This window comes from Acinetobacter sp. GWC1_38_13 (assembly GCF_001767535.1).
Classification (GTDB): domain Bacteria; phylum Pseudomonadota; class Gammaproteobacteria; order Pseudomonadales; family Moraxellaceae; genus Acinetobacter; species Acinetobacter junii.
Genome location: NZ_MELG01000040.1, coordinates 1 through 18529, shown reverse-complemented (window position 1 = coordinate 18529; position 18529 = coordinate 1). Strand labels below are relative to the sequence as shown.

General features: G+C 36.8%; 17 protein-coding genes and 1 pseudogene. 8 read left to right on the top strand and 10 right to left on the bottom strand.

Annotated features, from left to right (window positions below; translation table 11 throughout):
* Positions 1-303: 303 nt before the first annotated feature.
* The gene (gene aceI, locus A2003_RS04175; protein WP_112987090.1) at positions 304-732 is read right to left on the bottom strand and encodes a chlorhexidine efflux PACE transporter AceI; all 429 of its coding nucleotides are present in this window, start codon (positions 730-732) and stop codon (positions 304-306) included.
* A gap of 88 nt (positions 733-820) precedes the next feature.
* On the opposite strand from aceI, the gene aceR reads away from it, so the two are divergent.
* The 4 genes from aceR (at position 821) to A2003_RS04155 (ending at position 4815) form a co-directional block, all read left to right on the top strand.
* Complete coding sequence (gene aceR, locus A2003_RS04170) at positions 821-1711, top strand: HTH-type transcriptional regulator AceR (RefSeq protein ID WP_286686849.1); 891 nt, start codon at positions 821-823, stop codon at positions 1709-1711.
* Positions 1712-1815: 104 nt separating this feature from the next.
* Positions 1816-2805 (top strand): transaldolase, encoded by a 990-nt coding sequence (tal, locus tag A2003_RS04165; protein ID WP_005402398.1) that lies wholly within the window; start codon positions 1816-1818, stop codon positions 2803-2805.
* Positions 2806-2878: 73 nt separating this feature from the next.
* The gene (gene leuE, locus A2003_RS04160) at positions 2879-3529 is read left to right on the top strand and encodes a leucine efflux protein LeuE (RefSeq protein ID WP_005402397.1); all 651 of its coding nucleotides are present in this window, start codon (positions 2879-2881) and stop codon (positions 3527-3529) included.
* Positions 3530-3636: 107 nt separating this feature from the next.
* Positions 3637-4815, top strand: coding sequence for a benzoate/H(+) symporter BenE family transporter (locus A2003_RS04155; protein ID WP_286686848.1), 1179 nt, complete (start codon positions 3637-3639; stop codon positions 4813-4815).
* A gap of 38 nt (positions 4816-4853) precedes the next feature.
* On the opposite strand, the gene A2003_RS04150 is transcribed toward A2003_RS04155, so the two are convergent.
* The 5 genes from A2003_RS04150 to pepN all read right to left on the bottom strand — a co-directional run bounded on the left by A2003_RS04150 (position 4854) and on the right by pepN (position 12285).
* Positions 4854-6686 (bottom strand): monovalent cation:proton antiporter-2 (CPA2) family protein, encoded by a 1833-nt coding sequence (locus A2003_RS04150; protein ID WP_286686847.1) that lies wholly within the window; start codon positions 6684-6686, stop codon positions 4854-4856.
* 173 nt (positions 6687-6859) lie between these two features.
* On the bottom strand, positions 6860-7279 hold the full coding sequence (locus A2003_RS04145; protein ID WP_004954991.1) for an RDD family protein: 420 nt from the start codon (positions 7277-7279) through the stop codon (positions 6860-6862).
* 69 nt (positions 7280-7348) lie between these two features.
* Positions 7349-8035: a dienelactone hydrolase family protein gene (locus A2003_RS04140; RefSeq protein ID WP_004912073.1), complete on the bottom strand. Its 687-nt coding sequence runs from the start codon at positions 8033-8035 to the stop codon at positions 7349-7351.
* 133 nt (positions 8036-8168) lie between these two features.
* The gene (locus A2003_RS04135) at positions 8169-9548 is read right to left on the bottom strand and encodes an L-serine ammonia-lyase (RefSeq protein ID WP_286686846.1); all 1380 of its coding nucleotides are present in this window, start codon (positions 9546-9548) and stop codon (positions 8169-8171) included.
* Between the two features lie 130 nt (positions 9549-9678).
* Positions 9679-12285: an aminopeptidase N gene (pepN, locus tag A2003_RS04130; protein ID WP_286686845.1), complete on the bottom strand. Its 2607-nt coding sequence runs from the start codon at positions 12283-12285 to the stop codon at positions 9679-9681.
* A gap of 346 nt (positions 12286-12631) precedes the next feature.
* On the opposite strand from pepN, the gene A2003_RS04125 reads away from it, so the two are divergent.
* On the top strand, positions 12632-12889 hold the full coding sequence (locus A2003_RS04125; RefSeq protein WP_087540331.1) for a hypothetical protein: 258 nt from the start codon (positions 12632-12634) through the stop codon (positions 12887-12889).
* 59 nt (positions 12890-12948) lie between these two features.
* Here A2003_RS04125 and A2003_RS04120 read toward each other — a convergent pair whose 3' ends face one another.
* Positions 12949-13422: a DUF2147 domain-containing protein gene (locus A2003_RS04120; protein WP_286686844.1), complete on the bottom strand. Its 474-nt coding sequence runs from the start codon at positions 13420-13422 to the stop codon at positions 12949-12951.
* A gap of 210 nt (positions 13423-13632) precedes the next feature.
* On the bottom strand, positions 13633-14106 hold the full coding sequence (locus A2003_RS04115; protein ID WP_286686843.1) for a DUF2147 domain-containing protein: 474 nt from the start codon (positions 14104-14106) through the stop codon (positions 13633-13635).
* 337 nt (positions 14107-14443) lie between these two features.
* Between A2003_RS04115 and A2003_RS04110 the strand changes: the two genes are divergently transcribed.
* The 3 genes and pseudogenes from A2003_RS04110 to A2003_RS04100 all read left to right on the top strand — a co-directional run.
* Positions 14444-15604 carry a hypothetical protein gene (locus A2003_RS04110; protein WP_004962803.1) on the top strand — a complete coding sequence of 387 codons (1161 nt, stop codon included), beginning with the start codon at positions 14444-14446 and terminating at the stop codon, positions 15602-15604.
* A gap of 36 nt (positions 15605-15640) precedes the next feature.
* On the top strand, positions 15641-16456 hold the full coding sequence (gene thiM, locus A2003_RS04105; RefSeq protein ID WP_136700194.1) for a hydroxyethylthiazole kinase: 816 nt from the start codon (positions 15641-15643) through the stop codon (positions 16454-16456).
* A gap of 116 nt (positions 16457-16572) precedes the next feature.
* A pseudogene (locus A2003_RS04100) lies at positions 16573-17334 on the top strand (IS5 family transposase); the annotation flags it as partial.
* 54 nt (positions 17335-17388) lie between these two features.
* On the opposite strand, the gene A2003_RS04095 reads toward A2003_RS04100, so the two are convergent.
* The gene (locus A2003_RS04095; RefSeq protein ID WP_075696643.1) at positions 17389-17772 is read right to left on the bottom strand and encodes a hypothetical protein; all 384 of its coding nucleotides are present in this window, start codon (positions 17770-17772) and stop codon (positions 17389-17391) included.
* 154 nt (positions 17773-17926) lie between these two features.
* Positions 17927-18448 (bottom strand): hypothetical protein, encoded by a 522-nt coding sequence (locus tag A2003_RS04090; RefSeq protein ID WP_228270802.1) that lies wholly within the window; start codon positions 18446-18448, stop codon positions 17927-17929.
* Between the last annotated feature and the right edge of the window lie 81 nt (positions 18449-18529).

Here is an 18529-nt window from a genome sequence, read left to right as displayed (position 1 = left end):
TTGTTGTAAGTTTAATTGAGAGATTTCTTGTTGAAACATAGAGAAAATCGTGCAATTTAAAGGACAAGTGGCTTAGTTTAGCATGATGTTTTTTAGATAAATAAGAAATTCTATATTTGATAATTATCATTGAATTTTACTTAGGCTATTTTGAAGATTAATAAAAAGATCGCATTTTGATAGTTCAATTTTAAAATCTAAATTTATAATCCAAGCTTTATGCTCACTAAATGGAATCTCTTTGCATAAAAAAAGCACTCTTCAACTCACTCAGAAAAGTGCTTTTTATAAACTCATTTACTTTTAAGATGCAAATTTTGCATTTGGAAAGAAACGGTTTTCAATCGTGTCATAGCACCATTGGAAAATAAATGTATAAACCAGAATACACATGGTCAAACCAAAATCTAGAATCAATGCTTCGATAAATGACATATTCATCATATAAGCAATAATTGGAATAGTTGCGAGCATCAAACCGCCCTCAAACCCTATAGCATGCATAATACGAACAGGTATCGTTCTTTCCCACTGATATTTAAACTCAACTTTCTCGAAATAGTGATTAAAGATCATATTCCAGATCACTGAAATAACAGCCATGATCACACCTAAAACACCTGTGACTTCAAGTGGCATACTAAAAATAAAACTTAACGCGATAGCGATGATGACCAATAAAATCACTTCATAACTGATCGCATGAATGAGTCTTCTTTTGGAAATCAACATTTTTAAAACACTCTTTTGTTTGGATATGGCTCATTTTATTTTTATAATTTTGATCAATCCAATCAGATTCTTTCAGTTTTATTGACAGATGAATATAAATCAAGAACAACTACTCATGTTCCAAACCGTCATGGAAACAGGTTCATTCTCAGCAGCAGCACGAAAGTTAGGTAAAGTCCCTTCTGCGGTAAGCATGTCGATTGCAAACTTAGAAATTGATTTAAACCTCAATTTATTTGACCGTATCGGACGTGAACCTATTCCTACTGATGCGGCAAAAGTGCTGTATGAAAAAACTCAATTGCTTTTGATTGAAATGAATCAATGGAAGCAGCATGCGCACGCGTTGAGTAACGGTCTGGAATCCACATTAAATATTGTCGTGGTATCAGAACTATTGCACACCAATTGGACAGATTACATCACATTGCTCGAACAAAACTTTCCGAGTTTAGCTATCAATATCGTCTCTGCTCCACAGGAAGATGCTTTACAAATGTTGCTCGATCAATCTGCTCAGCTGGCTTTAATGTTTGAACGTGAACAATTGGATAGCCGCGAACAATTTGTTGAGTTAAAAAGAGAAGCTTTAATACCTGTCATCTCAATCAATCATCCCATCGCACAGTTGAATAAAGTTTCATTTGAGCAAATGGTGCAAACACGCCAAATTGTTGTCGCAAGTCGGGACAATACCATCAAGCCAGAACTCCTATTTTCTAAAGAGTACTGGCGCACTGATAACCATCATTCAGCATGTATGATGATTGTGAGAAATCTGGGTTGGGGTGTATTGCCATTAGAAATGTTCAATGAGAACCCAGAACTGAAGAAAAAATTAAAGGTTTTAGAGATCTACGACTTCACACCTAAATTCGAATATTATGTTGATTTGGTATGGAGTCGAGAAAGTAATTTAGGCGCTGCTGCCCAATTTTTAATTGAGCACATACGTAAACAACGTAAAGAACAAATATAAAATAGTAATTCGGTATTTAAATCCAGTGAACGGTGCTTTGCTTTCTTTTAGTTTGTGCTATAAAGAAGTTACCTATAATTTTGTTTATTAAGAACGTTATATCAATGACTCAAAATGCATTAGTCCAATTAAAGAATTTAACAACCGTTGTAGCTGATAGTAGTGATTTAGAAGCAATTGAAAAATTCCGTCCTCTTGATGCAACAACAAATCCATCATTGATTACTGCTGCAGCAGAACAGCCTGAAAGCAAAGAACTAATTGAAGATGCTTATTATCAAGCAAAAGAAGAAGGCTATCAAAGTGATGCATTAATTGAGCGTACAATTGATATTTTGACTGTCAAATTTGGTGTTGAAATTTTAAAACTGATTGATGGTCGTGTTTCAACTGAAGTGGATGCATCTCTTTCTTATGATACTGAAGCAACGATTGCTAAGGCGCGTGAACTTTCACAACTGTATAAAGGATATGGTATCGATCAATCACGTATCTTGATCAAGATTGCTTCGACATGGGAAGGTATTCAAGCTGCAAAAGTTTTAGAAGCTGAAGGTATTCCATGTAATCTCACCTTACTGTTTGGTTTGCATCAAGCTCAGGCATGCGCAGATGCGAAAATTACGTTGATCTCTCCATTTGTGGGTCGTATCTTAGACTGGTATAAAAAAGCTGAAGGTGTAGACCAATACCCGATTGAAAAAGATCCTGGCGTATTATCAGTGAAAAAGATTTATAACTACTACAAGCAACAAGGCATTCCAACTCAAGTGATGGGTGCAAGTTTCCGCAGTACAGCACAAGTACTTGGTTTAGCAGGTTGTGATTTACTAACGATTGCTCCAAATCTTTTGGCTCAACTAGAGCAAGACCAGCAAATTGTTGAACCACAATTAAGCGAAGCAACGGCAAAACTAGCTGAGAAAATCGAGCGTACTACACAAACCAAAGAAAGCTTTAAGACAGAATTAGAGCAAGATTTGATGGCGTTTCAATTACTACAAGGCGGTATTGATGGCTTTATCAAAGCACGTGATCAGTTAAGTTTACTACTACGTCAGTCTTTTGGTATTGATGCTGAAATCAAAGCTTAATTAGTCGATTTTTCACCTATAAAAACTGATTTTTGTTATATTAACGAAAATCAGTTTTTCTTATGAGTTCATCGTGTTTGGTATAACAGATTTAACCACTTATATTATTGGTACAATCTTAATTGTGTTATTACCTGGTCCGAACTCTTTATACGTAATGTCCGTTGCTTCTCGCTATGGTATTCGAACTGGCTATTTAGCCGCATGCGGAGTTTTTACAGGTGATTTCGTATTAATTCTTTGCACGGTACTTGGTGCAGCATCTTTACTTAAAGCATTTCCGATCCTATTTATTATTTTAAAATTAACAGGTGCATGTTATCTCGCATACTTAGGTTTTAAATTACTACAAGGTGCTTATCAAACTTGGAAAAAACCACCAATCAATGCTGAACTAGCTGATTTACCTCAACTTGATAAAGTACATCCCTATCGTACTGCATTGAGCATTAGCCTCCTCAATCCTAAAGCCATCCTTTTTTTCTTATCTTTTTTCGTGCAATTTGTAGAACCCAATTATGCATATCCTGCATTAAGTTTTTTGATCTTAGCGATCATTTTGCAAATCATTAGTTTTAGTTATTTAACAGCACTCATTTTTTCAGGTGTAAAATTGGCAGGCTTTTTTAAAGATAACTATAAACTAGCGGCAAGCGGGATTTTTATTGTCGGCATTTTATTCTTTGGTTTCGGTTTGCGTTTGGCTACTTCTACCATTTCTTAATACATATTTGAACAACTAATCAATTTATTCAATCATCTTTTAGCTACGATTTAGAGAACATTAACGCTATACTTTTCAATAAATTTTAATCAATTAAAGATGCATAGATGCAACGTGTAATCCAAGATTTTTCTATCCCAGCCGTTTTTGCGGGTTTTATTACCTTTCTGATTGGTATCAGTGTATCTGCAATATTAGTTATTCAAGGCGCTCAATCTCTAGGTGCAAATACAGCACAAATTAGCTCTTGGTTCTGGGCACTTGGGCTTGCAATCGGTTTATCTGGATTAATCCTCTCTTGGAAGTATAAATATCCCGTTGCTACTGCATGGTCTACACCCGGCATTGCATTGATTATTGCCTCTACAGGACATTACGATTTATATGAGGCTATAGGTGCTTTCCTTGTCTGTGGGGTTGCAATCGCACTAGTTGGATTCTCAGGTATTTTCCAAAAGTTATTAGCACATATTCCTCAAAGTCTAACTTGTGCCATGTTGGCAGGAATTTTATTAAAATTTGGAATTCAGATATTTAGTAGCTTAGAAACTCACCTTGGTTTCATTCTTAGCATGCTCATTATTTATCTGGTTTCAAAACGCTTATTTCCTCGATATAGCATCGTACTTACCGTAATCTTAGGTGCAGCAATTTGCCCACTGTTTATTGATTTTAAACTTCAAGCAATTTCTTGGTCACTCACTCAACCGATTTGGATGCAGCCGTCATTTTCTTGGTCCGCAATTCTTGGTTTAGCATTACCCTTGTTTGTAATTAATATGACTTCACAAAACTTGCCTGGGATCGCAATGATTAAAAGTTATGGTTATCACCCTCATGTCAATCAACTTGTAGGTTGGACAGGTGTTGCCCATATGATTTCTGCACCATTTGGCTGCTTTTCAGTAAATCTTGCTGCGATCAGCGCTGCTGTAAGTTTAGATGACCAAGTTCATCCTGATCCGAGTAAACGTTATATTGCAGGAATCAGTTGCGGTATTTTTTATATTTTAATGGGACTTTTTGCTGCAACTCTCGTCAGTTTGCTGATGTCATTTCCGCAGATCTTTATTGTCGCACTCGCAGGTATCGCACTGTTTGCAACAATTAGCCATAATATTGCAATTGCATTCTCAAATGTAGAAGAACGTGAAGCTGCTTTATTAACTTTTTTGTGCAGTGCTTCAGGTATTCAATTTTGGGGTATAGGTTCAGCATTTTGGGGATTAATTTTAGGTATTTTTGTTTTAATCTTATTCAAGTTTAAACTCAAAAATAAGCCTTAGTATCCTAAGGCTTATTTAAGAATATAATTGGCTAACCGTTATTTTTCATCCAAATCTTTCTGCGCCTCTTCATCATTTAAAATGCGTCCAGCCTGTTTAGGTCGAATTAATGGTGCAGTTGGACGTGGATGTGCATTGGTATATTGCAGACCCACACCTGCATAAACGTCATCCGCAGCGATTTCTGTTTCAAAACGCTCATCATCACGCTCACGAATTTCATCGGTGATGCGCTGAACCTCATCTTCATCGACACCCAGTTCTTGCAAAATCACGCCGCCAAACTTGATTGCAGATTCAAAGGTTTCACGAATCATATAATCCACTTTTTGCTTGACTAAATAAAGTGAGTGTTCGCGGTCATAGGAACGTACCAGCAGCTTGGCCAGTGGAAATTCGTGCGTCACCAGCTTCACAATTCGATTGGTGGTTTCTTTACTATCGACACACACCACGATTGCCTGCGCCGTAGCCGCCCCTGAAGCATGCAGAATATCCAGACGGCAACCATCACCATAATAGATTTTAAAACCGAATTTTTCCGCGTTTTGAATCATGTCAATGTCATTATCAATAATGGTGACATCAACGCCTCTTGCCAGTAATAATTGACTGGTCACCTGTCCAAAACGGCCAAAACCAATCATTAGAATACTGCCACTCAAGCCTTCAGCAATATTGACATTGTCTAAATTGATCTGATCTTTGGTTTCGGTAAAACGTTTAAACACAATGCCTAAGATTGGAGTCAATACCATAGACAGTACAATAATTGCTGTTAGATTCGACTTAACGGTATTATCAATGACTTGAGCGGAGACAGCAGTAGAAAACAGAGCAAAGGCAAACTCACCACCTTGAGCCATCAATAAAGCACGATCTAAAGCTTCGGTGTGCGAACTTTTAGTTATGCGAGCAACAATATAAATCATCAATGCCTTTGCAAACATCATTGCAATCACACCACTGACGATCAATTGCCAATTCTGTTTCACTACGGATAAGTCTAGAGACATCCCTACACCTAAGAAAAACAGCCCAAGTAAAATTCCTCTAAATGGTTCGATATCCGCTTCAATTTGATGTCTAAATGTGGATTCAGATAATAAGACCCCTGCGAGAAAAGCTCCCATTGCCATCGATAAACCACTAACTTGCATTAACAGTGCTGCACCTAACACAACGAGTAATGCAGCAGCTGTCATCACCTCTCTAGCCTTAGCTGCAGCTAATAATCTGAACAATGGATTCAGTAACCAATACCCTGCTGCAATCAAACCTGCAATTGCAATTAATCCAAGACCGATGCTTTCTAAACGAGTTGAAGTACTTTCCACGACGTGGTTCGGTGCCATGAAGGCTACAATGGCAAGTAAAGGTACGATCAGCAAATCTTCAAACAATAAAATTGAGACAATTTTTTGCCCATGAGGTTGATTAATGTCTCCACGATCACCAAGCAGTTGCATTACGATGGCTGTTGAAGTCAATACAAACCCAGCTGCACCAATAAAAGCAACTTGCCATGTGAATCCAAATAACAGCCCGACACCTGTTAACGCCAAAGCACAGACGATTATTTGTAAGGTGCCTAATCCAAAGATTTCCCGTCTTAAACTCCATAGATGTGATGGTTGCATTTCTAAACCGATCACGAATAAATACATGACGATTCCAAGTTCGGCTACATGCAGAATTGCGGCAGAATCATGAAAAAAGGCAAACCCAAATGGACCAATTACCAAGCCAGCAATCAAATATCCTAAGACCGAACCTAATCCTATACGTTTAAAGATTGGTACCGCGATTACGGCTGCCGCCAGTAAAACTACTGGTGCAATTAAACTCATCGAATGTGCCTCTGAACTCATATCGTTCTCATTTTTATCAATTCTTGATTATTCTATGTGAATCTATTCGAGACTTATACAACATTGGTGGGATGATCTTTCCTAATGTTTTGAAATTTGATACTTAAATATAAAAAAATCGCCATATACGGCGATTTTTACGAAGATAATATTGGCAACAGTCAGCCTTATTTTTACAACTCTCTCACAACAACTGTTTTTGCCATTTTGTCATGCCAACCTTGCTTTTTTGAATCAAATGCAACCCAAATAAGTCCAATAAACAAAACAAGCGTGGCAGGTATGTAGCCGATATAACGGATAATCCCTTGCCCAACAGTGACATGATTTCCAGTTTTTTCATCTAAAACTTTTAAGCGTAATAGACGTTTACCCGGTGTACCTGCAAATTTAACCCAACAAAAAATATAGAACACTGCCATCAAAATTTGCCAAAACCAATCTGATGCTGTAGTCATTTGAAATGAATAGCTCGTTGCTTCCCTACCAAATAAAAGCGTAATTGGTAGCAAAGCAACAACGACAATGATTGAGTCGATAATGGAAGCAACTAAACGAATCCAAAAACCAGCATATTCGTATTTATAAGACATTTACCCCTCTCCTTTTTCTTTGTAAATATTCATAAACATTGAAGAATAATAAACTTCTCTTAATTTTATTTATATTGAATTTTGTTTTAGTTCTCTTTCGAAGAAATCTAAGGTTCGCTGCCAAACGACTTTCGCCTCGGGTAAACCTCGACTCACACTGCGGAAACCATGCGGCATATTATAAGTATAAGCTTCTACACGATCACCTAACTGATTGATGAGTTTGTTACGTTTCGTTGCTGGGCAAAATGGGTCTACAGTTGACCAATGACCTTGTAGAATTCGGATATCATCCAAGGATTCTTTTTTCGGTACACCTGCACCCTGAATACCCAAAGAATGATGATAAACCACAGGTGCAAGCATATCTTCACGTTTTGCCATTTGGATAACGTAACCACCTGTTAAGCATTGACCAAGCATACCAAGTCGACCATTTGAGCGTGGGTCAGCCTTTAACGCATCAAGTAATACATGAATCTCTTGATTAACATCACTATCCGCAGCATTGATCCGCCCAGCCTTACTGACCATTGCACGAATACAGTATTTAACTGCACCTCCACTAAATAAATTGGGTACATAAACCAAATAACCACGGTCTGCTAAATCTTGAGCATCTTCACGATAGACATCAAGTACGCCAAACAACTCATGTAGCAATAAAATAGCAGGTACTTTTTCTGATTTTTCAGCAGGTGCATAAACTTCTACTTCTATGTCACGTGTGGGTAATGTGATTGTTTTTATTTCCATGTTAATGATCCATCTTGTTTTAAAATTAATCACATACTATTTATGACAATACTAATTGTCAAATAAAAAGGATGCTATAAACATCCTTTCTATGAGATTTCCAATTTCTGTTTTTCAATCATTTAAATAATGCTTAACACTCTATCGAATTTACAGCTAAACCTCCTTTCGAGGTTTCTTTATATTTATCGGACATGTCTTTGCCTGTCTCTTTCATGGTTTGAATGACTTTATCCAAAGAAACATAATGTTCACCATCACCATTGAGCGCCATCTGTGCTGCGTTAATGGCTTTTACAGCAGCAATAGCATTACGTTCGATACATGGAATTTGTACTAAGCCCCCCACAGGATCACAAGTCAGTCCTAGATTATGTTCCAATCCAATTTCGGCAGCATGTTCAACTTGTTCAGGTGTTCCATTTAGAATTTCAGCTAAACCAGCTGAGGCCATTGCACATGCTGAACCGACCTCACCCTGACAGCCAACCTCAGCACCAGAAATAGAAGCATTCAATTTACATAAAATCCCAACTGCTGCGGCACTTAAAAAGAATTTTACAATCGTATCCTCAGATTCATCTTCGGAAAAATTCACGTAATAAGATAAAACTGCGGGGATAATGCCAGCCGCACCATTGGTCGGTGCAGTCACGACTCGACCACCTGCTGCATTTTCCTCATTTACTGCAAGTGCAAATAAATTCACCCATTCCATTGCATTAAAAGTGGTCGCGATCAGATTGCTATGTTCTTTTCTTAATAACCGTTGGTGAATACTTTTCGCGCGACGTTTTACATTTAATCCACCTGCCAAAATGCCATCATGCTGTAAACCACTTTGAATACAAGATTGCATCACATGCCAAATTGCCATGATTTTTTCACGTATCTCAGTTTCAGTTCGCCAGCTTTTTTCATTTTCTAGCATCAAATAACTAATGCTGAACTGATACTTTTTGCAAAGTGCTAACAGTTCCTTTGCGCTTTGAAATGGATAAGGAATCTGAGTTTTATCTTCAATAAAACTTCCTTGGTCTATATGACTCTCATCTAAGATAAAACCTCCCCCAATCGAATAATAAGTATTGGCATAGACTTCATTTTTTTGCTGATCAAATGCAATAATTTTCATTGCATTCGGGTGATAAGGCAAAGCTTCATCTATAAAGAGGATATCTTGATTCGCATCAAATGGAATGGAGTGAGTTCCTGCAATTTTTAAAATTTTAGAGTTTAAATCGTGTTCTAGAGTTAAATGACTTTCTAAAATATTGATTGTTTCAGGATCATTACCCATTAGCCCCAGTAAAGTTGCTTTGTCTGTAGCATGACCAATTCCTGTTGAAGATAATGAACCGTATAAGTAAATTTTAATCTGTTTGACCTTTTCTAAATCACGGCGTTGTTGTAATACCTCGACAAAACGATATGCTGCTCGCATCGGTGCGACAGTATGTGAACTTGAAGGACCTACACCGATTTTAAAAAGATCAAATACACTCAAAGCCATGTGTGATTATTCCTATAATGCTCCCATTTCTATTTTTTATAATTTTTTAATTGAGGGAAATTCTATAAATGATAAAAAACAATAACCACAACCGTAAACGATTGTGGTTAAAGGTAAAACTTACTTTAGATTAAATACTGAGTAAAGAATTTAGTGTTTCAGAAACATTCTTAGATTTAACTTTCGGCTGCATCGCTTTAAGTGCTTGCTGTACCTGAGAACGCTGAGGTTCGGCTAAGGTGTACCAACGTGACAACACTTGTAATAAACGAGAACCTAAAATTGGATTTTTCTCATCAAGATAAGTCGCAAGATTAATGAAATGTTCAACGCCAAAACTCCATGTATTCACGGGACTATTAGATAATCCACCACTCACAGAGCGAATACGATTCGGTGTACCTAGATCATAATCAGGATGCTTAGTGAGGTATTCTATGGTTTCAGCAGTCGCATTAGGGTTAGATGACTGAATCGTAAACCATTGATCTAAAGATAAAGCTTCATCTTTGAAACGATTATAGAAATCATCCAATACCGACTGGGCTTGAGGTGCATCATTCCAAACAAGAACCCGCAAAGCACCTAAACGCTCAGACATATTTCCTGTTTGCTGATATTGCTGATAAGCCAAATCGAAAGCAGATTCATCACCTTGACGTGCCAACATATTTAACATGATGTTTTTCAATGCACGCACACCCATTGCCAAAGAAAATTCTTTCTGCAAGTCAGGATCAAGCGCTAAATAGGTTTCTTTCCAGAATGAACCAAGTTCACGCGCCAAACGATTTATAACTGCTTCACGTTTTTCACGTACTAATTCTGGTTCATAATCTTGATCGATACGGCTACCTAAATAACTTTCACTTGGAACGTCAAACAACCGTGATGCTAGTAAAGGATCTTTATTGACCAAATCAGGCAGCGTATTTTTAATTGCTTCGATATAGGTATCTGCTTGATGATCTGCTAATAAAATACGTTCTAGCAACGTTTGTGTCGCTTGCCATTGGTTAAAACCATTGGTTTCATGTTGAATCAAGAAAGCCAAATCATCATTTGAATAATCAAAGCTTAAATTCACTGGTGCAGAGAAATTGCGTAGTAATGAAGCGACTGGTTGTTCGGTCACATCTGTAAATTCAATAATAGCTTCATCTTGATCAAATAGGTAAACGCCATCTTTCACATCATTTACAAACAGATCAGCACTATGCAAAGTGTACTGCTCACCTGTTTTTGCATTGAACAATGCTAAAGCAACTGGGATTGGCACAGCTTTCAAGTTTGGATATTTAGGATGTGCTTTTAGACTTTGTTTCAAGCTCAAATGATAGGTTTTTGCAGCCGCATCATATTCACCTTTCGCTTCTAGCTTAGGTGTACCTGGTTGGTTATACCACGTAAGGAAATTTGATAAATCCACACCTGAGCCTGCACTGAGTGCAGCAACCCAATCTTCAACAGTAACCGCTTGACCATCATGACGAAGGAAATATTCATCTGTGCCTTTACGATATTTTTCTTTACCTAATAAGGTCGCCATCATGCGGTTAATTTCCGCACCTTTTTCATAAACTGTCGCTGTGTAGAAATTATTGATTTCCACAAAATGATCTGGACGAGGAGGATGAGATAAAGGACCTGCATCTTCAGGGAATTGATGTGCTTTTAATACAGCAACATCATCGATACGCTGTACTGCTGCCGACTGTAAATCCTCAGAGAAAGACTGATCTCGGAATACAGTTAAGCCTTCTTTTAAGCAAAGCTGAAACCAATCACGACAAGTAATACGGTTACCAGTCCAGTTATGGAAATATTCATGTGCAATCACCGATTGAACACGCATGATTGCAGCATCAGTCGTAAATTCTTCATCAGCGAGTACACAAGAGGTATTAAAGATATTTAAGCCTTTATTCTCCATCGCCCCCATATTGAATTGGCTGACTGCCACAATCATATAGTTGTCTAGATCATAAGGACGACCATAATGTTCCTCATCCCAACGCATCGAATGCTTTAATGCTTCCATCGCAATATGACATTTTGGAATATCTTTCTCGATCGCGTAAATTTCTAAGGCAACATCACGACCTTCAGAAGTTGTATAACGATCTCTCAATACCGCTAAATCACCAATCACACAGGCGAATAAGTAACTTGGTTTCTTGGTTGGATCTTGCCAAATTGCAAAATGACGATCTTCACCTGCCTCACCCGTTTCCAGTAAGTTACCGTTTGCCAATAAAACAGGATATTTTTTGTCTGCTTCTACACGCGTTGTGAAGACAGACAATACATCAGGACGATCTGGATAAAAGGTAATTTTGCGGAAACCTTCAGGTTCATTTTGGGTAACAAATAAATCACCTGCCTTATATAAACCTTCCAGTTGGGTATTAGACTCTGGGTGAATGATCACCTGAGTTTGAATAATGACCTCATCTGGTGCATCGGTGATCGTTAATTGCTCTGTATCTAACTCATATTGATCGGCAGTTAATAATTCACCGTTGAGTCGAATGGATTTAAGTTCTAAATCGCGTCCTAATAAAACTAAAGCACCTGTCGCTTGTCGCTTCATCACTAATGTTGAATCAACAATCGTATAATCATCATAGACTTGTATATCTAAGTTGATTGATTCAACTAAAAAAGATGGTTTTTGATAGTCTTTCAAATAAATGGTTTGATCTACTTGTACAGGAGGTTGCGCCGCAATATTCATCAGTAATCCTTAATCTTTCATCATGTCGTTAGATGGTCTTGTTGGCAAGACTTCTTGATTTGCAAATCATACGCCAACTTATAAATCCTGTCTTTAGAACCACAGTATCACTTTGATTAGTTTTATTGGGTTTGTATAAACGAATTTCAAATTTAAACGTTGAATCAACTTATCGTTTAGACAAAATTACAACACTGTTTTCCATTCTTAAATCAAAAATACAAAAGCAAATGTTACTCATCGACTAACTTACATTTTTTTGCTGTGTTTAACATTTTGTGCACGGTTATTGCTTAATCATATATGCCAAAGTAGGTATGTAAAAATAACAAGTGAGGGTTTTATTATGGAATTAAAAGCGCATCTATATCGTTTAGAAAACATTAAAGCAATTCACGATCTCGCAACGGCTGGAATTGATCATCAAGTTATTTCAGTCTTTTTATCAGCAGAAGGCATTTGTATTACACCAATTGAAGTAACAAATATTGTGAATACTTACGATGCCTTAGGTAAAGAAAAAGTCCCAACCAAAAAGGTACAAGCCTTACTCACTGCTAAAAAAATCTGTCAGGAGGACGAAAATTTACCATGCCCTGTTTAATCAAATTCAACTCAACAAAAAACCTCGAATTAATCGAGGTTTTTTTATTCATTTAGAAGTTATGGATTAGCACTATCCGTTCTTAGCCAAACAACCGTTCGCCCGAGAGCAGAAACACCCATATAACCACGCATACGAAGACGCTTTCCTTCGCCAGTTACAATACCCTTGCCTTTATAGATGCGACCCGAAGTCGGTTCCAACACACGACCATCAATATATGAGTCAGGTTTATTTGGATCTTCTCTAAATCCTGAAAGAATTTGCAGTCCCAATATCGGCTTATTGGTAAAAGGTGCAGGACATTTTGAACAGTTTGTTAAGGCAATACCATGTGAATTTGGATAACGATAGACAATTTTCCCGTGATAACGCCCATCATTTCCTTTACGGATCTCAACAATTGAAAGCTGCTCACCTGTACGCTCTTCTATACTTTTCCAGTAACCTTCGATAGACGCAGAAAAACCTAACACACTCACAAACGATAAACTAAGCCCCATGATTCCTTTCATGAGCATTTGATTCAACATATTAACCCCGTCATTTTAAAAACTAAATTATTCATCTTTATAGATTTAATGCGTGAAAACTAACATAGTTTTAAACAATTTACACTGTACGCATGAGTTCTTTTGACTATAAAAGCAACATGATTAATCGTTATTGTTCACATAATTTCAATATTTTATTCAAATAAAAAAGCCTGACATTTTTGTTCGGGCTTTCCTAATAAGTATAAATTATGGATTTGCGCTATCAGTACGAATCCATACCTGCGTACGACCTAGTGCAGAGATGCCCATATAGCCTCTCATACGCATACGCTTACCATCTGCACTTAACTGAGCTTTACCTTTGTAAATATTACCAGTTTTAGGCTCTAAGACCCGACCATCAATATACTGATTCGGTTTCTTAGGATCTTCTTTCAAACCCCAAGCGATTTGCAGTCCTAAGATTGGTTTATTTTTAAAAGGTTCAGGACATTTAACACAGTTCGTCAATACTGCTCCACCTGGCACTGGATAGCGATACACAATCGTTCCAGTATATGTATTATCAGGTTTCTTTTTTAATTCGATAATTGAAAGTTGTTCGCCTGTTCGATCGTCAATACTTTTCCAAAAACCTTCAGGTGTAGCTGCAAAAGTCATCAAACTAGATAAGGCTAATGACATGCTCATGAGTCCTTTGATGAGTGAGTTTTTTTGCATAAATCGCTCCGTAATGCAAAATAGATCCATCTAAGATACATATGTATTACAATGCTGACTGGCAGTCAATCAGACTTGAGCATATTTAATTACTTAAAATCAAAATATTTCTTAATAAAATCACATATTGAAAAACTAATATTAACCACTTCACATTTTAGCATTATTCAACAACACCATTTGAGATTCTATCCAATCTAAATATCTTCAATTTCACCTCAAAACTATTGCCACATATCCAACTCCTCCCATCGTTGTAAATCTATTTTAATCTTTACATCATAGATTATGCTCTACATGTATAATTACCGTTTTGAGGTTCAGAGGTAATAATTCAATGGAATTACAGATTCTACAAAAACAGTTAGATGAAAGTAGCCATTGCCCTTTATGCCACGCTTCAATGTATTGGGTTGAAGCTGAACAATATTCACAAGAAATTCAATTTCACGAATGTAGCCATTGCCAACATCGAGTATTTACAAATAGCAGTAAGTTAAATTGCCATTGTGATCAATGTACAGCTCAGCGTAAGAAACAAACACAACAAACAAAAATTCAAGAACAGCGTAAATACAAAGTCAAAGACGAAGTCATCTACAGCTTGAATCAGCTCAGCTTTATTCATAAGTTGTTCTTATTAAGTCTACTTGATGGATATGCCCGTGAAGATGTTCAACATGATGAACTCATTCATTGGAAAAACATTAAGTATCATGAGATTACTCCAAACTATTTATTTCAAAATCAAATTGTTAAAGAGCTATTAAATAGTGGAATCTTAAAATCTCCAGATTCAAGTATCGAGACAGAAAGTTTTTACTTAAATATAAGACTTGATGGCTATTCTGATCCAAGTTTATTCAGTGTTGCTCAGCAACTTCGATATTGGTTTTACGAAAATTTAAGTTTAGGCATTCCATTTAAAACAGTAGATGAAGTAAAAGATGCACTTTATCTTGTTTTATATCAAGAAATTGTCCAGTTTATGCAATTTTACTGTCGTACGTGGGGTATCCAAATTGCAGGTAATCGCTCTTTTCAAGGCTTTTGCTATCGATTAATGGAAAATCTAGCTGTTGGTCAACTCTTTTATTTGATTCAAACTGCATTGGAATATTTGTATAAGCAAAAAGCGCTACAAGTTAAAAATGAAAAGTTTATTAACACTAATCTCTTGAAAAAAACCTTAGAGCAGTATCGAGAACGAGCAACAACTGAGCGTTGGGAAACAAGCACTTTACCAAGACCTCATAACATTCCGTTGAGTAAAATGAGTGAAGTCTTGTTATTTAAATTTCTTGGTTATGATGAAAGTATTTTTTTCCAACCAATTTGGAAGTCATGGCGCAAGATTGAACCACGTTTAAATTTTTATTCAGTAAAGCGTTGTATGTATTGTGGTTCGAATGATCTTGCGGTTGATTATGATGCAAAAGATTATGTTTCGTTGATTTGTCGCCAATGTAAACATCAAGACCACTATTTTACACGCTAAAATTTAGCAACTAGTTTCATAAAGTAAGGATTCGATATGTCTTTAAAACAACAGCTTATTGATCAAGTGATTGAGGCTTGGCATTCCTTACAAGACAAAGTTCCTCTTGTTCAATGTATCACCAATAGCGTTGCAACGAATTACACTGCGAATATCTTGCTTGCTGCTGGTGCTTCTCCAGCCATGATCGACAATCCTTTTGAAACTGAAGCATTCACTAAAATTAGTTCCGCGCTTAGTATCAATACTGGGACCCCCACGACGGAACAAACGCAAGCGATGCTCATTTCTGCACGGACAGCACAGCAGCAGCAAACGCCTTGGGTACTTGATCCAGTAGGTTATGGAGCAGTTTTGCGATGGCGGAGCGAGACAGTAGACCAGTTATTAAACTTTAAACCCAATATTATTCGGGCAAATGCTTCTGAAATTAGCACCCTAGCTGGTAATCAAACAGAATCGAAAGGTGTAGACAGCACATTAAACAGCCAAGATGTTTATGAACAAGCAAAAAGCTTATTGCAATATTCAGAGTGTATTGCGATTTCTGGTGAATCCGATTTCATCATTTCAAAACAACTAAATACAGTGATTCAGGTGAATGGTGGTTGCTATCTTCAACCTAAAATAACGGCAACAGGCTGTGCATTAGGTGCATTGACTGCTGCGTATCACGCTGTTAGCACGCCTACAATTGCTGCACTTGCTTCACATATACATTTTGCTATAGCTGGAAAATTGGCGTATGAACATGCTCAAACTGTGGGTAGTTTCAATGTCGCATTTTTAGATTATGTACATATGTTGGATGATAATTTGATTCGGCAATATGTCGATATTGAATTGTTATAATCCGAATTATGGATGAGCCATAGAATTTTAAAAAAATAAATATTAAGGCTATCAGTTGAGTTCAAACGGCATTGTTGCACAAAGCTATTCTTGAAGGCTTCGATACAGCGATTTAATGCTGTTTAATGATTAAATCTCTATTCTGTCTTTTTAAACATATGGTCACTGGCTTTGCTCAAAGCCTGATTAAACTCTGTGGTTTGAAGTGGACACACCAGATTACTCCACCCTCTGTAGACGACAAAAGCATATTGATATTGCGATAAGCTATCAGAAAAGTCGTGACGGGTTACATCTACTCGTCGACTTTACAGGGTTAAAATTTTTAGATGAAGGCGAATGGAAGCGTAAGAAACATCAGCATGAATATCGTCGCCAATGGCGCAAACTTCATATTGGTATAGATGCTAAGACCCTTCAAATACGAGCAGTTCAGCTCACAACAAACAATGTGAGTGATTCACAGGTGCTTGGTGATTTGCTTGATCAAATTCCGTTGGATGAACAAATTGATTCAGTCTATACAGATGGTGCTTATGACACAAAGCACTGCCGACAAGTCATTTTAGATCGAGATGCACATGCAGCCATTCCACCTAGGAAGAATGCAAAGCCTTGGGAAAGATAAGAACTTGAGATCTTTAGAGAGGAATGAATTATTAAAAACAGTCAAACGACTAGGTAGGTTACTTTGGAAAAAATGGTCTGGTTATCATCGTCGAAGTTTAGCGGAAACAAAAATGCATTGCATCAAATTATTAGACGATAAATTAACAGCAAGGAGTTTTCCTATTCATGTGAATGAGATTCATGCACATGTAGCAGTTTTGAATAAATTCACAGAATTAGGTCGCCCTCATACCGAAGTTGTCACTTGAATTTAGCTCAATTAGGGTAGCATTATCTTTCAAACCTTTGTGCAACAAAGCCGTTTACAACCAAAAGAACAAAATGGAACTTATTACTATTGCAAAACCAAAAAAAATTGACGACTTAATATAAAACCATATTTTTTTATGTTGATCTATTACTTCTATTGCCGAGTTAAAATTCAACCCATAGAATAGTTTTCTTTTTTCAAAAAAGTTTTCTAAGCTTTTTTCCGAAATAAAGAAAATTATATTGATAAAAGTAACACCTAAAATTACTGCCTCAATATTAGCAACATCCATTGATTTGTTTTTATACAAGTTACCATAAAATATACTCTTCAAACCTTCATTACTATTCACGTATCTTGCAGCCAATTGGTGAAAAATCGCCCACAACACAACAGATAATAATAAATAAATTACTAATAAATCTTTAAGCAACATATAAATCCCAATTATTTAAGTCTTTCATAGCTATATTCTGCAATTGTCGCACCAGTAACTCCACCCAAATATCCTCCACCCAAAGTAAATACAACACCAGCTACTCCTAATACAACAAGGACTGGAAGTCCAACAGTTCCTCCAGCAACACCTATTACAATAGCACCAACTGCAGCTCCAGCTTTAGCTCCCAGAACTCCACCAATAAGCCCCCCTCAATTTTTCCAGTTTGCTTAATAATTTCTTTTCTAGTAGCCTCTGAATCACCAGTCTTATAAACATCTGCAACAGATTGCCCGCTGCTAATAATATCCCAAGCAAAAACTAAACGACCACCATATTTTAAACCTTTACTAACTTTCGAGGTTTCATCCATATTTTTAATATATTCATCAATACTACTATTATTTTTAGCTCGAACAAAAACAGTACGTCTTATTGCATCTCTATCATTCTTATAATTAATTCCATGATTCCATGAAAAAAATTTTTGGCCTGCAGCTTGGTTCATTCTTTTTATATCACTGGCATATTGCCTTTCAAAGCCAGCAAAGTGTCTCCTTGTCGATATTTTACTTTTTATACTTTTTTCATAGTCCATATATTTAAGTAAAGCAGTATAGCTACTAGCAGCTTCCTTATTTGCATGTCCTATTAAATTAACGGCACTATCCACCCCACTACTGTCCCATAGTTTGCTTTAAATAAAAAAACCTGAGTCTAAATAGTTAAAATATGAGTGCAAACAAACACTTTA